13 protein-coding genes and 1 tRNA gene are annotated in these 14,032 nt (G+C 54.6%); 10 read left to right on the top strand and 4 right to left on the bottom strand.

Annotated features, from left to right (window positions below; all coding sequences use genetic code 11):
• Positions 1-4 precede the first annotated feature (4 nt).
• The 3 genes from E8D52_18485 (at position 5) to E8D52_18475 (ending at position 2,399) form a co-directional block, all read left to right on the top strand.
• Complete coding sequence (locus tag E8D52_18485; protein ID TKB66408.1) at positions 5-649, top strand: DJ-1/PfpI family protein; 645 nt, start codon at positions 5-7, stop codon at positions 647-649.
• Between the two features lie 850 nt (positions 650-1,499).
• A complete protein-coding gene (locus E8D52_18480; protein TKB66336.1) occupies positions 1,500-1,868 on the top strand; it encodes a hypothetical protein in 369 nt (122 codons plus the stop codon).
• A 225-nt stretch (positions 1,869-2,093) separates the two neighbouring features.
• Complete coding sequence (locus tag E8D52_18475; GenBank protein TKB66335.1) at positions 2,094-2,399, top strand: hypothetical protein; 306 nt, start codon at positions 2,094-2,096, stop codon at positions 2,397-2,399.
• A gap of 119 nt (positions 2,400-2,518) precedes the next feature.
• On the opposite strand, the gene E8D52_18470 is transcribed toward E8D52_18475, so the two are convergent.
• From E8D52_18470 to E8D52_18455, 4 genes are all read right to left on the bottom strand, one after another.
• Positions 2,519-3,718 (bottom strand): hypothetical protein, encoded by a 1,200-nt coding sequence (locus E8D52_18470; protein ID TKB66334.1) that lies wholly within the window; start codon positions 3,716-3,718, stop codon positions 2,519-2,521.
• 69 nt (positions 3,719-3,787) lie between these two features.
• Positions 3,788-5,236 (bottom strand): cytochrome P450, encoded by a 1,449-nt coding sequence (locus E8D52_18465; protein TKB66333.1) that lies wholly within the window; start codon positions 5,234-5,236, stop codon positions 3,788-3,790.
• Between the two features lie 49 nt (positions 5,237-5,285).
• Complete coding sequence (locus E8D52_18460; protein ID TKB66332.1) at positions 5,286-6,581, bottom strand: MHS family MFS transporter; 1,296 nt, start codon at positions 6,579-6,581, stop codon at positions 5,286-5,288.
• Positions 6,582-6,865: 284 nt separating this feature from the next.
• Entirely contained in the window at positions 6,866-7,570 is a 705-nt protein-coding gene (locus E8D52_18455) for a lytic transglycosylase domain-containing protein (GenBank protein TKB66407.1), read from the bottom strand.
• A 320-nt stretch (positions 7,571-7,890) separates the two neighbouring features.
• On the opposite strand from E8D52_18455, the gene E8D52_18450 reads away from it, so the two are divergent.
• From E8D52_18450 to E8D52_18420, 7 genes are all read left to right on the top strand, one after another.
• On the top strand, positions 7,891-8,400 hold the full coding sequence (locus E8D52_18450) for a DUF2314 domain-containing protein (GenBank protein TKB66331.1): 510 nt from the start codon (positions 7,891-7,893) through the stop codon (positions 8,398-8,400).
• Between the two features lie 1,055 nt (positions 8,401-9,455).
• A complete protein-coding gene (locus E8D52_18445; protein TKB66330.1) occupies positions 9,456-9,878 on the top strand; it encodes a nucleoside-diphosphate kinase in 423 nt (140 codons plus the stop codon).
• A gap of 313 nt (positions 9,879-10,191) precedes the next feature.
• Complete coding sequence (gene gcvH, locus E8D52_18440) at positions 10,192-10,578, top strand: glycine cleavage system protein GcvH (GenBank protein ID TKB66329.1); 387 nt, start codon at positions 10,192-10,194, stop codon at positions 10,576-10,578.
• Between the two features lie 91 nt (positions 10,579-10,669).
• Positions 10,670-12,103, top strand: coding sequence for a dihydrolipoyl dehydrogenase (gene lpdA, locus E8D52_18435; GenBank protein TKB66328.1), 1,434 nt, complete (start codon positions 10,670-10,672; stop codon positions 12,101-12,103).
• Positions 12,100-12,585, top strand: a complete 486-nt coding sequence (locus E8D52_18430) for a helix-hairpin-helix domain-containing protein (protein TKB66327.1) — start codon at positions 12,100-12,102, stop codon at positions 12,583-12,585. Before lpdA ends, E8D52_18430 begins: the two co-directional genes overlap by 4 nt.
• Positions 12,582-13,793 carry a tyrosine--tRNA ligase gene (locus E8D52_18425; GenBank protein TKB66326.1) on the top strand — a complete coding sequence of 404 codons (1,212 nt, stop codon included), beginning with the start codon at positions 12,582-12,584 and terminating at the stop codon, positions 13,791-13,793. Before E8D52_18430 ends, E8D52_18425 begins: the two co-directional genes overlap by 4 nt.
• Before the next feature lie 59 nt (positions 13,794-13,852).
• Positions 13,853-13,927, top strand: a tRNA-Gly gene (locus E8D52_18420).
• The last annotated feature ends 105 nt before the right edge of the window (positions 13,928-14,032 follow it).

The raw sequence follows: 14,032 nt of genomic DNA, 5'->3' as shown, positions 1-14,032 counted from the left end.
GAAGTTGCAAGTGGCCATTCTGTTGTACGACGGTATGACGGCGCTCGACGCGATCGGTCCTTACGAAGTTCTTCAGGCGCCGACACTTGGAACCGACGTGCGCTTCGTGGCGCGTGAGAAGGGCGTGAAGCGGACCGATTTTGGAAGACTGCGCCTGACGGCAGACTATTCGCTCGATGAAACCACCAGTCCCGATATCCTGGTGGTACCAGGCACGGCATTTCCACAAGCGGTGATGGGGGATCAGCTGGTTCTGGAATGGATTGCACAGGTGCACCGCACAACCACGTGGACCACGTCGGTCTGTACCGGGACCTTAGGACTGGCAGCCGCCGGCGTGCTCCAGGAGCTGAAGGCCACAACCCATTGGCTCGCCCGCGATATTTTGCAACAATTCGGTGCCATTCCGACTAAAGCCCGTGTCGTCCGCGACGGCAAGGTTGTCACGGCCACCGGGGTTTCCTCAGGGATCGACATGGCCCTCACCCTAGTTGCAGAAGAATTTGGCGCTGATGCGGCGCAACTCATCCAGCTACTCATTGAGTACGATCCCCAACCACCGTTTGAGGCTGGGAGCCCAGACAAGGCGCCGTCTGCCATCGTGACTGCGGCGCGTGAAGAGTTCAGCAAGTTGGTGGTCATGCCATAATTCTCGCAGAGGCCTCATGGCGATCTCGATCTCTTGGATGATCTTCAGTGGGCGGATTGGAGTTGGGAAGGGCAGCTACTCGTAGCGACGCGAACGGGCCTGCTGCAAATACACAATCTTGAAGGCGATAGTCCGGAAATTCTCTTTGAAGTGGATCTCTCCAATCTTGAGCCGACTCCTACGCCGGCACCGGCTTGGGCACAGTGCTGGTAGGAGAAGACCCTGATGGGGAGAAAAGTCGAATGACGTCTACAATCCTTGTTCTTCCTCCACTCATCATCTGAGTCCTTTTCACTGCACTTGTTGTGGCTGGTCAGCACACCATCTTGCTCAGCAATGTGGATCTCAGCACGTGGCAGTCCGGCGCGCTCGTCAACATTGTCTCATGTTCAGCATCGCTGAATACCGCATGCCACAAATCTTGAAATCAGTTGCCAGAAACCCCATCTCGCGATACCCCTAGTCTAGACGCTGGTTTCCGGCGTTGAATAGACTACAACAATCAAGTGTACGGAGGATGTTCATGCATTTCGTCGTGGTATCAGCCATTGCGGTGGGGTTGGTGTATTTGTTGTGGGAGATCCGGCCATAACGCTTGCTTCCATATAAAAGCATCGAGCGTGCTCTTTTGAGGTGCATGCTCGTACGCGGCCTCCAGGGGACAGCCTGCTGGAGGCCGTGGTTTTTTTGCTTCCTTTCTTGCCTTGCCTTTCCGTATGTCTCGCAAGATTCCTAAGTCTAAAACCGTGAAATCAGTTGCCAGAAACTCTGTCTCACGATAGCTCTAGACCGGGCGCTGGCTTCCGGCGTCGCCCACGTTGACACAACCTATTTCAGGGGAGGGTTATCTATGCGATTCATCCTTGTATCTGCAGTGGCATCCGCACTCGTCATCGGAGGTGGTCCCTTGGCCATGGCGGACGAGCTCACGAACCTCGGTTCCGACATGAAGCAGGACATGGGTTCAATGGCCAGTGAGGCGAAGGGCGACATGGCGTCTGAGCATGAGCAGATGAAGGAGAACTTCAAAGCCAAGAAAGATCAGATGAAGGACGAGATGAAGGCCAAACGAGAGCAGATGAAATCCGAGATGAAGGCGAAGCGAGATGCGCTCAAGGCTGAGAGGCAGGAGATGAAGAGTGCTGCAAAGGCAAAGAAAGGTAAGGCCCAGAGGAAGGCCAAGGAAACAGTTGAATCTTCGACGTCTAGGCCGTACTAGACGACTCCGCTCTGATCCACAATACTTGAGAGTTCAGCAGTCTTCCAGACGACCTCCAGCAACGCTGTTGCCGGAGGTCGTCGACCTGTGACACCTATACTGAATGCAGCTCTCGGGATTGATGCGGAACGTGGTCATGCGGGAAGCAGCTCGACAAGAGTGGAGGCGATACGCTATACAGTACCTGTCGAATCACGTGCATGAGATTAGAACGAGGTCGGGGTTATGCAAGATTACTCAGTGTATTATGGGAGCGCCTGTATCATTTTCTCCCTCTATATCCTCATCAAGGGGTTCGTCGCGGCATCCAGGCAACGCAGCGAGCATCATTCCACGACGCTTGTTCCAGCCTACGTCTATGGAATTGTGGCGTCGATTCTGCTGACACTTGGCCTAGGATTTTTCAAGCCGACCTTGCCCTGGTGGGGGTACCGATTGATTTTCCCTGGTAGCACGATGCTTTTTGCCGCCATCATTTATCTGATCGGTCGCCGTCCACTGAAGCCGGACCTGGATCGAGCCGACGCGTAGCAGAATACGGAAATAGTCCGCCAGCGGCGTTCTCGTCTCGCTCAGAGGCTCTCTGTACGGCCTGTGTGTCGCATCCCTCGAGTAGGAACTAGCCCATCAACGCAACGGATCTTGCCAGCCTATTTGGCGATGGTAATGCTAGGCACGCCGGCGCGTGAGATCTCCGTGACCGTCATCTGAAATAGTTGCGACAAGAGCTTAAAGGCCTCGCGGTTCCAGCGCGCCTGTGGCCCGGTCGTATTGACGGCATAATAGTTTCCGTGGGATTTCATGACGAGATCCAGCCCCGATGGAGCTGACGACGACAGGATCAGATCCATGGTCTTGACCGGATTTTCCATCACCTCAGGTGTGCGGCGATCCTTCTCGATATGGTGTTCCGGCTCTTCAGCGAGGGAGAGCCCCAGAAAGTTCAGCATGGCATTGAAGCTGCGTAGCCGAAAGTCTCCCTTCAGCGGCCAGTCGCCGCCGATATGTCCAGGGCGAATATCAAACGTTACGTCATGCGGGAGTCCCTGTTCGTTCTCGTTCTGCAAGCGGGCCCGTTCCTCACGGGACAGGACATTCGGATCGTAGTTCGTGATCAGCGTGCCGCCTTCGATCTGTTTCCGCAGTGTGAATGTCTTGTCTTTCGCGTTGTAGGCTACCTGGTATTCCTGTTCGAGCGCTTTGAATCCTTCCGCCGTGACCGAGTCGGCGGGAATCGTCCAACTTCGTTCCACGCTCAGTGGTTCAACATACAGGCTGTTGTGGTCTTGAATAGCCGAGAGATGGAGGACCACCCGTCTGAACATCTCGTAGCCGGCCTTGTCGGATGGATTGTTCCGGTAGGCGATCGTGCCCTCGCTCTGGTTGACTCGGAGCTCTTTGGCCATCAGTCGGAGAAGGAGATCGATATCGATGCCCTGCCGCAGCAACAACGTCAGCTTGGCTTCATGGAACGGCGTGAGTAAGCGTTTGGTAAACTCTTCTCCCTCAATCGGAGCGATACTGATCGTCGGGTTCTCGGCCACGCTTCCGCCGATGACAGGCAAGATCGTCCGGCTGGCGTCTCCGGTGAGGGCCGGTGTGGCGCCGGCTGTGAAACGAAAATCGAAGGTCGCCGCGACATTGGAGACGCCGGTAAAGTGAATGGGCTGATGGTGTTGTGCTCGGGCGATGTTCACAAGCAGTTGCTTGGATTGCGATTCGGTGATGGCCTCGTCATAGGCAATCACCGCTCGCGTCAGGGTGATGGGCGAAAGACATCCCGACAACACGAGTAGACAGGAGACAATCCCTAAGCTGAACCAAGGAGATGGCACAACGAAGTTCTTCATCAAGCCAGTACCTCTCTTCTATCACCGACAACAATCGAACGCGGTTGTACCATATCATCGGAGAGATGCCTAGCAGCAGGAGAGACGGGTCGGTGAGCGAGCTACGCCACAGCGGGGTGTGGTGCCGAGATCCCGACTCGCTGAACGATCATCCGCACCGGAACATGCGGACGTAACGTCATGACCGGTTCCGGACGGATCGTCTACCCGTTGACCAGGTGTAAGCGAACTGTGGCGGCGATTGTCGCCAATGATCAAGAGTCCTTCCATCTCCGCAAATGACTCTCCCAAGCATCGCCGTCCACCGGCACCGAACGGGATGTAGGTGAACGCCGGGCAGGTCTGTTGTGCCTCGTCTGAAAAGCGTTCAGGATCGAATCGGTTTGGATCGGCGAACCACCGTGGATTGCGGTGCAAGTTCCAGGGGCTGATGAAGACCCAGGCTCCTGGTGGAAGGATTGCCCCGGATGGAAGTCGGTCCTGCGCATGGGCAAGACGGGTGTGAAGCGTCCAGGCCGGAGGGTAGAGGCGCAGCGACTCATCCCAGATCATCTTCATGTAGCGCAAGCGAGGAAGATCGGCCGCGTTAGGTAGCCGAGCCCCCAAGACTTCGTTCAGTTCTTGAGTCAGTCGTTCTCGAACCGATCTATCTTGCGAGAGGAGAAACCACGTCCAGGTCAGCGCGTTGGCGGTGGTTTCGTGCCCAGCCAGCAAGAAGGTCATGAGTTCATCACGAATTTCTTCATCACTCAGCGGGCGACCTTCTGTATCGGTCGCGCTCAGTAGAAGAGATAACACGTCATCATGTGGCGCAGCAGCCATCCGTCGCTCGTGAATGAATTGAAACAGCCTTTCTTCGATCACGCGGAAGCCACGGGTGAACCGACGATGTCGTGGGATGGGAATCCAGAGAGGGGTCACGCTTGCGAGGAGGGAGTCATATTGGAGCTTGATGAGACTTTGACCGACTGCAATGGCTTCACGAATAGTCTCGCCCTCGGACCGCAGGTCTTGACCAAAGAGAAGGCGCCAGATCACCGACAGGGTGAGGTGTGCCATTTCCTGTCCAATGTCGATGGTTGTGTCATCCTGCCACAGTGCCACACGGTCGCGAGCCTGGCTCGTGATGAGGTTGGTGTACGCGGTCACATGATTTCCATGAAAGAAGGGTAAGAGCACCCGTCGCTGACGGTGATGGATTTCGCCTTCCGTGTGAAGCACGCCCTGACCAAAGATGCGCGATTCGACAGGGGGGACGGGCGCCTTTCGATAATTGTCTTGATTGGTCACGAGTACATGTTTTACATCGGCAGGATGGTTCAGCACATACATGGCGGCGTCACGCTGCCGCAAGAGCAGTTCAACGACAAGCCCCATTGGAAGTTTGACCACATCACCATAGGCCTGACACTGTATGAGAAAGCCAAGGGTGTCGCGGCGAAGGTCGGGGAAACATCCCCACCAACGCGAGACCGACGGGCCGGAAAGGGTGGGTGGTAGTATCGCTCGGTCGATCATGCGGCCTACGCATCGCTCATGAAAAATACCGTATATCCAGTTGCCACTGTCAATGAGTGTCGGCTGGAACCTCGGCGGTCTCTTTCTTCTCTTCACGAATCGTGGACAGTGCGATCAACGACAGGACGGCGCATAGACTGACATACCATCCAGGGGCAAGCGCACTCCCACTCCGTTCCATGATTACCGTAGCCATCAACGGGGCAGTCCCGCCGAACAGAGCCGAGGCAATATTGTACGAAATCGAGAGGCCTGTGTAGCGGCTCGCCACAGGAAAGAGCGTCGCCACGATGGCAAAGAACGGACCCATATAGGCTGACACGAACACCGTGATCAGGATTTGAGCCATGACGATCAATGTGAGCTGGCCGCTGCTCAACCACGAAAAGAACTGGACTGAGCCGAGGGCCAGGCCTGCGGCGCCGATGGCCAGTACCCATCGATGCCCGACTCGATCAGACAGCTTGCCCATGCACGGAATCAGCATCGCCAACAACGCCATGCACACTGTGTTGATGAGCAATGCCGTTCCCATCGGAAGGTCGGTCACTTTGGTCAGATAGGTGGGGAGAAACACATAGAAGATGTAAAATCCAACGCCATGTACCAGGACGAGACCGATCACTTGTAGGAGCGGCGCACGGTGCGATGTAAACAACTCACGGACGGGTGAGGACGACACCACACCTGATTGTTGCAGCCGTTCAAAAGCCGGCGACTCTGGAATGTGCCGTCGAAGATACCAGCCGACCAACGCGATGACACTTCCCGCCACGAACGGGATGCGCCATCCCCATTCTTGGAGCGCCTCTGATGAGAGGTTCAGCGTCGCCACGGTCCCGATACCAGAGCCTAACAGCGCGCCGATCTGTGCGCTGAATCCCGCCCAGCTGCCGATATAGCCTCGCTCGGTCGGTGCGGCATGCTCAACAAGGAAGGTAACGGACCCCGTGAATTCTCCACCGACCGAGAGACCCTGAAGAAAGCGCAACACGGTGAGTATGAGCGGTGCAGCAAGACCGATCTGAGCATAGGTCGGCAACATGCCGACCAAGCAGGTGGGCAATGCCATTAAAATTATGGACCAAGCCAAGGCCGCTCGTCGGCCCCTGGTATCACCCCAGTGCCCAAACAGCAGCGCGCCCAGTGGTCTGGCCAGAAAGCCGACGGCGAACACACCGAACGTGGCGATTAACGACAACGACGGATCCGACGCAGGAAAGAAGAGACGAGACAAGACCGGCGCGAAGTATCCAAAGAGGGCAAAGTCATACCACTCCAGCACATTCCCGATTGCACCGGCCAAGACCGTCTTCCGTAATACTTTGGGCCCATCTGAATTCATGAAGACGCACCTTCGCACAACAGTGGCACATTGCCGCGGTCACCATACCATGAATACCTCAGTCACATGCGAGAGGTGCATTGTCACTAGAGCGCTTAATAGACAGATGGATTGACTCACGTGATAACCTTGGAATGAGGCTGCGCGAATGGTGCAGATATGCATTCGCTCTTCATGGCGCACGAGGATTGTTGGGAGCGCTCCGTTCGTGTCGTGGTGAGAATCTCCAACCGTCCCGGCCCCTAGCTGACCCCATCGTCTGTTCTGTGTATCTCGGCACGCACTTATGACTTCAGCGCAGCAAACTGCTGTTTGAATGTCTGGATCTTCAGCAGATAGGTTCTCACATCATGGTCGCCGCAGCGTTGGTGGGGCGTGAGACGAAAGTTCCGCTTTGCATAGTCACGACCCGCCCCAGCACCACAGAGATGGATGACCGCGGCGAGGTCCTGCTTTTGCTGGAACGTCGCTGGTTGCTCTCCAACCAATTTTCCCACATGACGGTCGAGGAACGCGGCGGTCAGCTCAATCGCGTGACCTGGGATGATTCTGGTGTAGAGGCCATTGAACCAACAGGAGTTAAGGTTGTGCCAGGGCCCGTCTTCAACGACAACATGGTTGTGGATACAGTAGCGCGTCCCTTCGCGAAACGTGCCGTCGGTGATTTGAAACATGCCGACTGCTGTCGAGGCCGGTTGGTACCACTCCAGCGGATTTGAGGAGACGACGCGCCACCGCCAGTAGGTTCGTGCCACGGGATTACCCGAGCCCTCGGCTTGAGCCAAGGCAGCAAGCAGTTCGGGTGTCATAATGGCTGTCGAATGTGTCTCGAACAACGCGCCGTATTCTTGCCACGTCTGGCGGGGATTCTTGCTGAGTGCCTTCTCTACTGGAAAGAACAATTCCGTTGGTTTATAAAACGTGTGATAGGTCCAATTAATCCCCAACAGGAGGACGAAAAGCAGGAGGGCACTGATTCCCAGCTGCATCGCGGGTGGCGTTCGACCGACTGCCCGGAGAAAGGTGCAGAGATTCTGCCATCGCCGATGAACGAAGCGTGCCATCGACCGCACTGGGTGAGGATGGTGAGGACGAGCAGGGTGGGTGTGGCGGCGAGGGGACATAGTGACAGAGTAACAAAAACAGATAAATTCTTCCTCTTCGAGATAGTGGTGTCGGTGTGCACAACAGTTCTGTGAGACGCCGAATGCGTGAACAATCTTGATTTGCAGTCAGGACGAGTTCAAGATGCCCGAGAAATAGTGGGCTCATCTCATGCGCAGTAAGCTGTAGGCTCTGGGAGGCTGGTATGCAACGATTTGTCGTGCTGAGCGTCGCCCTGCTGGCGATCCTGATATCCCCCTCTGCATTTTCGCAATCATTCACTGACAAGGCCAAGAAGGACAGTGCGGTCGAATTCAGTGATGAGGACCCTGCGATGCAGAAGGCGATGGAACGCGCCCGGGCGGGCTTGGAAGATTTTCTTCGAAAAGCCGGATCACCGCCACCCAACACTGATCAGTATTCGGTCAAGGTCAGAGTGAGTGAAGGCGACCAGCAAGAATATCTGTGGCTCTCCAACCTCATGGTACAAGGAGAGCTCTGGTCTGGACGGATCGACAACCTCCCGATGATTCGATCAGTCAAGAAGGGACAGTCGTACGCATTTGCAAAGACGGAGATCATCGATTGGACGTATATTGATAAAAGCAAGAAGAAGGTCGTTGGCAATTTCACCACCTGTGCGCTCCTCACCAAAGAGCCGTCAGATGTCGCAGAATCGATTCGGAAGCAATATGGCCTCGAATGCGATCGTTGATGTCGCACCCTACAATCTCTGAACGCTACCATTGGTTCACAGAGCAGATCAGCTCTGTGAACCAACCTGTCCGCTAACCCCTCCTGGTGCCATGCCAAACTTCTCTGTACTCTTGGCCAGAGAGGGATTATCGCGTGCATCCAGAATTCATGAATGGGACGTCGATAAGTGTTTGATCGTGTGGCAGGACTGCTGATAGGACCGACTGGTTCCCTTAATCATCGCTATCTATGAATAACGTAAAACCAGCAATCATGAAGCCAATACAAACAACCAAGGTGATAAGTACTACCGCCATGCTCAAACTCCTATGCACTGTCCCTGAGGACAAAGGTTTAACCGCTACAGTGCCATCTCTATAAACTCCCTAACTAACCTCGTGTAGCCGTGCAGCCTGATCGTCCCATGGCTATCGTTTCCACTAGTGTAGCTACCCTGTCTTACTCTGTCGTAAGTATTAGAAATCACGTGCAGTTATATTAGTCAGGTGCTAGGGGTTATTCACAAGACCATCCGTATAGGTATCGATGAAACCGGCTCGAGTTTCTAAACTACCCTCAGCTTCAGCCTCATTGGATTTGGTGTCCACCGAGGCTCACGATCTATTTCAAGCGAGGAGTCAGTCACCACAGGATGCAAGAAAACAGGCAACCCGCGATCACTTTGATACTTGTGCCGTATCGCGGATTGAATGGGAGCGAAAAGCCTGAGCGTACAACGACGATCAGGTTCACTATTTCAAATTTCTCATGTCCGAAGGGTGCATGTGTTTGACATTGGCTCAGGCCTAGGTCAACCGGCGGCTTTGACCATCCCTCGCTTCTGCCTCAGTGGATGGTCATGCCGATACTGCGATTGGAGCCTATGCTGGAGCGATTGGGGCATCTGCTTGCCTTCCGCATGCTTGTCGTCATTGAACGACAATCGTAGCACTCGGAGATCCACTGAAGCATGTTCTCCTCCATCCCGCAGATGGTTGCAAGGTGCAAGAAGCCCCCCCTATAATGTGCTACGCCGTTCAGTGCATGCATTAACTATCTGGAGGAATCGTTGATATCATGAGCGAAAGAACGTTGGCCATTATCAAGCCGGATGCTGTGAAAAAGAATGCCGTGGGAGATATTATCAATCGCTATGAGCAAGCCGGGCTGAAGCCGGTGGCGATCAAGCTGATTCACATGTCTCAGTCGGTCGCTGAGGGGTTTTATGCCGTGCATAACGCGCGCCCTTTTTTCGGGAGCCTTTGCAGCTTCATGTCTTCCGGGCCTGCCGTCGTCCTTGTGTTGCAGGGTGACAATGCGATCAAAAAGAATCGTGAGCTGATGGGGGCGACCGACCCAGCGAAAGCCGATGCGGGAACCATCCGCAAAGCACACGGAGCGAACATCGAATTCAACGCCGTCCATGGTTCCGACTCGCCGGAAACTGCACAATTCGAGATTGGATATTTCTTCCCCGGCATGGAGATTTTCCGTTAACCTTCCTGTCTTGGAGTACGCGGATTTCCTCGCCATCCCAGCGCCGACCGGTACCGTTGAAGAGGAACAGCACTGTTGCTGTTCCTCCATTTTTTGCTGAGCGAGACCTCTTCGAAATCCGAACTGGTTCAGGCTCGATGTTCTACGATTCTCTACTTTGGCTCGGCACAGATCGTTCCTTGACAACACCAGTCGGCCCCAACTACCATCCTGAAAAGTTAGAAGATCTGGGCTGAGATTAAGTGGCGACCGAGGAGGAGTGTCCGTTCGTGTTGCCTGATCTCACGTTGAACTTTCTTCATAGGGAGCCGACATGATTCCATCTGATTTGCGTTTTCACAAAGAGCATGAGTGGGTTCGCCTCGATGGGAAACGAGCGACGGTGGGCATCAGTGATTTTGCGCAGGATGCCTTAGGCGATATCGTCTTTCTGGATCTTCCTAAAGTCGGGGTAGTGGTCAAGGTCGGCCAACAGATCGGTGAAGTGGAATCGACGAAAACAACGTCTACGCTCTATACGCCGGTGAGCGGAACGGTGAGCCAGATTAACACCGAGCTCAAAGATCATCCTGAAGTGGTGAATTCGGATCCCTACGGCAAGGGTTGGATCGCAATCATCGATCTTGCCGATCCAGGGGAAGTTGATCAGTTAATGACGGCTGCTCAGTACGAAGCCTTTCTCGCCAGTCAAAAACATTGAGTCTCCTGTCTGGTGGATCTCTGCATCATTGCGTGATTGGATCTCGGTGACGGTCTGCAATGCCTGAATCAACAATGAGTGACTGATCCACATGACTTCTCCAATTCACATTGCCATTCTTGGTGCCGGCCCCGGTGGATATGTGGCTGCTATCCGCGCAGCACAGCTCGGCGCTCGGGTGACGGTCATCGAGCGAGAAAAGCTTGGTGGAGTCTGCCTCAACTGGGGTTGCATTCCAAGTAAAGCCCTCCTCTCCGTTGTAGAGCTTGGCGACAAACTCAAAAAAGCGGAAGAGCTGGGACTCCTGTTTCAGGGACCTGTCGCCTATGACCTTGCGCGGATGGTGTCGCGAAAAGATAAAGTCGTGGCAACTCTTGTGAAAGGGATTGCGACGTTGTTCAAGGGGTGGGGCATCGAGCATGTGAGTGGGCAAGGAACGATCAAGAATACGCGGACCATCGTGGTCACCAAATCTGATGGGAGTCAGTGCGAGATCCAGGCTGACGCGTTGGTCCTTGCCACTGGATCATCGTGGCCCAACCTTCCTCAATTTCCAATCGATGGACGACAAATTTTGACCAGCCAGCAGATGCTGGATCTGACACAGATCCCGGCCAGTCTCATGATTCTTGGCGGCGGTGTGGAGGGCTGTGAGTTTGCCTCATTGTATAGCGGGCTTGGCACGCAGGTGACGATGGTTGAGCTGATGCCACGGGTCTTGCCGTTAGAGGATGAAGAAATCTCATCCACCATGACACGTGAACTAAAAAAACGTGGCGTCACAGTGCTGACGGGTACCACAGTCGAGAAGGTAGAACAATCACCAGAATTGATTGTGGTGCAGATGAAAGATGGCAGTGCCATCACCGTAGAGAAGCTCTTAGTCTCTGTCGGCCGAGGGCTCAACTCTCGAGGGATTGGATTGGAGCAAGTTGGTGTGACCACTGGACGGCGTGGCGAAATTCTGGTTGATGCGCGGCTGGAAACGAATGTGTCGGGTATTTATGCGATTGGCGATGTGACCGGGAAGGCCATGTTGGCCCACGTTGCCTCGACGCAGGGGCAGGTGGCAGTCGAAAATATTCTGGGACATCCGCGGACCATTCAGTATGACGTGATCCCCGCCGGCATTTTCACCTTGCCCGAGATCGGGCGTGTTGGGCTGACTGAGCAGCAGGCTCGGGACCAGGCACAGGCCAGGGGACAGGAGCCCGACCAAGCGGTGAAGACCGGCCGTTTCCGGTATGCAGGTTTGGGCAAGGCGCAAGCCACGGGTGATACCACCGGCTTTTTCAAAGTCATCGCCGATTCCGCAACCGGCAAGATTCTTGGCGTCCATATTCTTGGCGCGCACGCAGCGGATCTGATTCATGAGGCCGCATTGGCAGTGCAGGTGGGAGCCACGGTGGATCAAGTGGCTGGGATGATTCATGCCCATCCAACCCTCGCTGAGGGGGTGATGGAAGCGGCGGAGGATGTCGATGGTGCCGCCATTCATCAGCTCCGAAAGCAGATGGCAAGATGATCCCCTCACTGTTACTGAAGCTTGGCATGCTGGCAGTCACGGTGGGCATTGTTTTCTGGATCATAGGGGCCCCTCATACAACTCCGTATCATGTGTCTGGATTCACCACCGAACGGCAAGTCGCTCCTGTTCCGGCGACGGGGCCGGACAATCGGGTAGGGCAAGCGCCTAGGCAACCTGGTCGCAGTGGCCAGGAGCCGAATAGTGAGATCGTCGCACTTGCGAAGCCATCGTCCACGCCAGTTGGGCCGTTGTTGGATCTCAATCGGGCGAAGGTGGGTGAGCTGGAGGCCTTGCCCGGTATTGGTGCGGTCCTTGCCCAACGGGTGATCGCCTTCCGGGAATCACTCGGAGGGTTTCGGACGATCGAGGACCTTCGTGAAGTAAAGGGTATCGGTGCCAAGAAATTCGATCAGCTCAAATTATTGGTGACGGTTTCGACATCAGACTCAAAAGGAACGACGGAGCGACGCGTGCTATGAAGGATGTAAATCAGCAGATCGATCTCATTCGGCGTGGCGCCGTAGAGATGATCCAGCCTGCGGAACTAGAAGCCAAGCTCAAACGGGCACTCACAGAGGGCCGTCCATTGCGGGTCAAAGCTGGCTTTGACCCGACTGCGCCGGATCTTCACCTTGGACATACGGTCCTGATTCACAAGTTGAAACACTTCCAGGATCTTGGCCACCAAGTCATTTTTTTGATCGGTGATTTTACAGGGATGATCGGTGATCCAACCGGTGTCTCTGAAACCCGTAGAGCATTGACGAAGGAACAGGTCCTTGAAAACGCCAAGACCTACCAGCGCCAGATTTTTAAAATTCTTGACCCGGCGAAAACCCTAGTTGAGTTCAACAGTCGTTGGATGGGCGAGATGACGGCTGAAGGGCTGATTCAGTTGGCGGCTCACTATCGGGTCGCTCGCATGATGGAGCGGGACGATTTCCATAAACGGTATCAAGAGCAGAAACCCATCAGCGTCCACGAATTTCTCTATCCACTCGTCCAGGGCTATGATTCCGTGGCGTTGAAGGCGGATGTGGAACTGGGAGGGACGGATCAAAAATTTAATCTCTTGGTAGGGCGTGAGTTGCAGCGCGACTACGGCCAAGAATCGCAAGTCGTCATCACGATGCCCTTGCTCGAAGGGACGGACGGCATCAAGAAGATGAGCAAGAGCGTCGGCAACTATATCGCGCTGGAAGATAAGCCGGGGGAGATGTTCGGAAAAGTCATGTCGATCAGCGATGTCTTAATGTATCGGTACTATGAGTTACTGACGACAGAAGACCTTGGGCACGCCAAATCGCTGCATCCGATGGAGGCGAAACAGACACTCGCCGAGCTGATCGTGGCGCAGTACCACGGAGCCGAGGCAGGGAAGCAGGCCCGAGCGGAATTTGCGCAGAAGTTCCAGAAACAAGAATTCCCCAATGAGCCGGATGTCCGTGTGCAACTGACTACCAATGATCTGCGAGATGGGAAGGTCATTGGGCTGGTTGATCTTGTGGCTAAAACGGGATTGGTTCCCAGCAAGAGCGAAGCACGTCGGTTGATCATTCAAGGCGGAATCGAGGTCGATGGCATCAAGGAAACAAATCCCGACAAGCTCATTGCGTTTGAACTGAATCAACAACGCCGCCTCAAAATCGGGAAAAAGAAGTTTGCCATTGCAGAATTGAGATCATGAAGGAGAGCACCACTTTCTTGACTTGCTGTGAAGTACCCGCGTAGGATGCGAATCAGTGAGCGGGCGTAGCTCAGTGGTAGAGTCCTTGCTTCCCAAGCAAGTTGTCGTGGGTTCAAATCCCATCGCCCGCTCCAAACCACACTTCGTGCAACATGCCTCGCCGGTCCTGTGTAACCACTCTTCATTATCCATGGCGAAAGACCTCTAATAAGGTTTCGCTAGAAGCTTAATCGGAAACC

It is taken from the genome of Nitrospira sp., assembly GCA_005116745.1.
In the GTDB taxonomy this organism is placed as follows: Bacteria; Nitrospirota; Nitrospiria; order Nitrospirales; family Nitrospiraceae; genus Nitrospira_D.
This window is presented reverse-complemented; position numbering and strand designations above follow the sequence as displayed.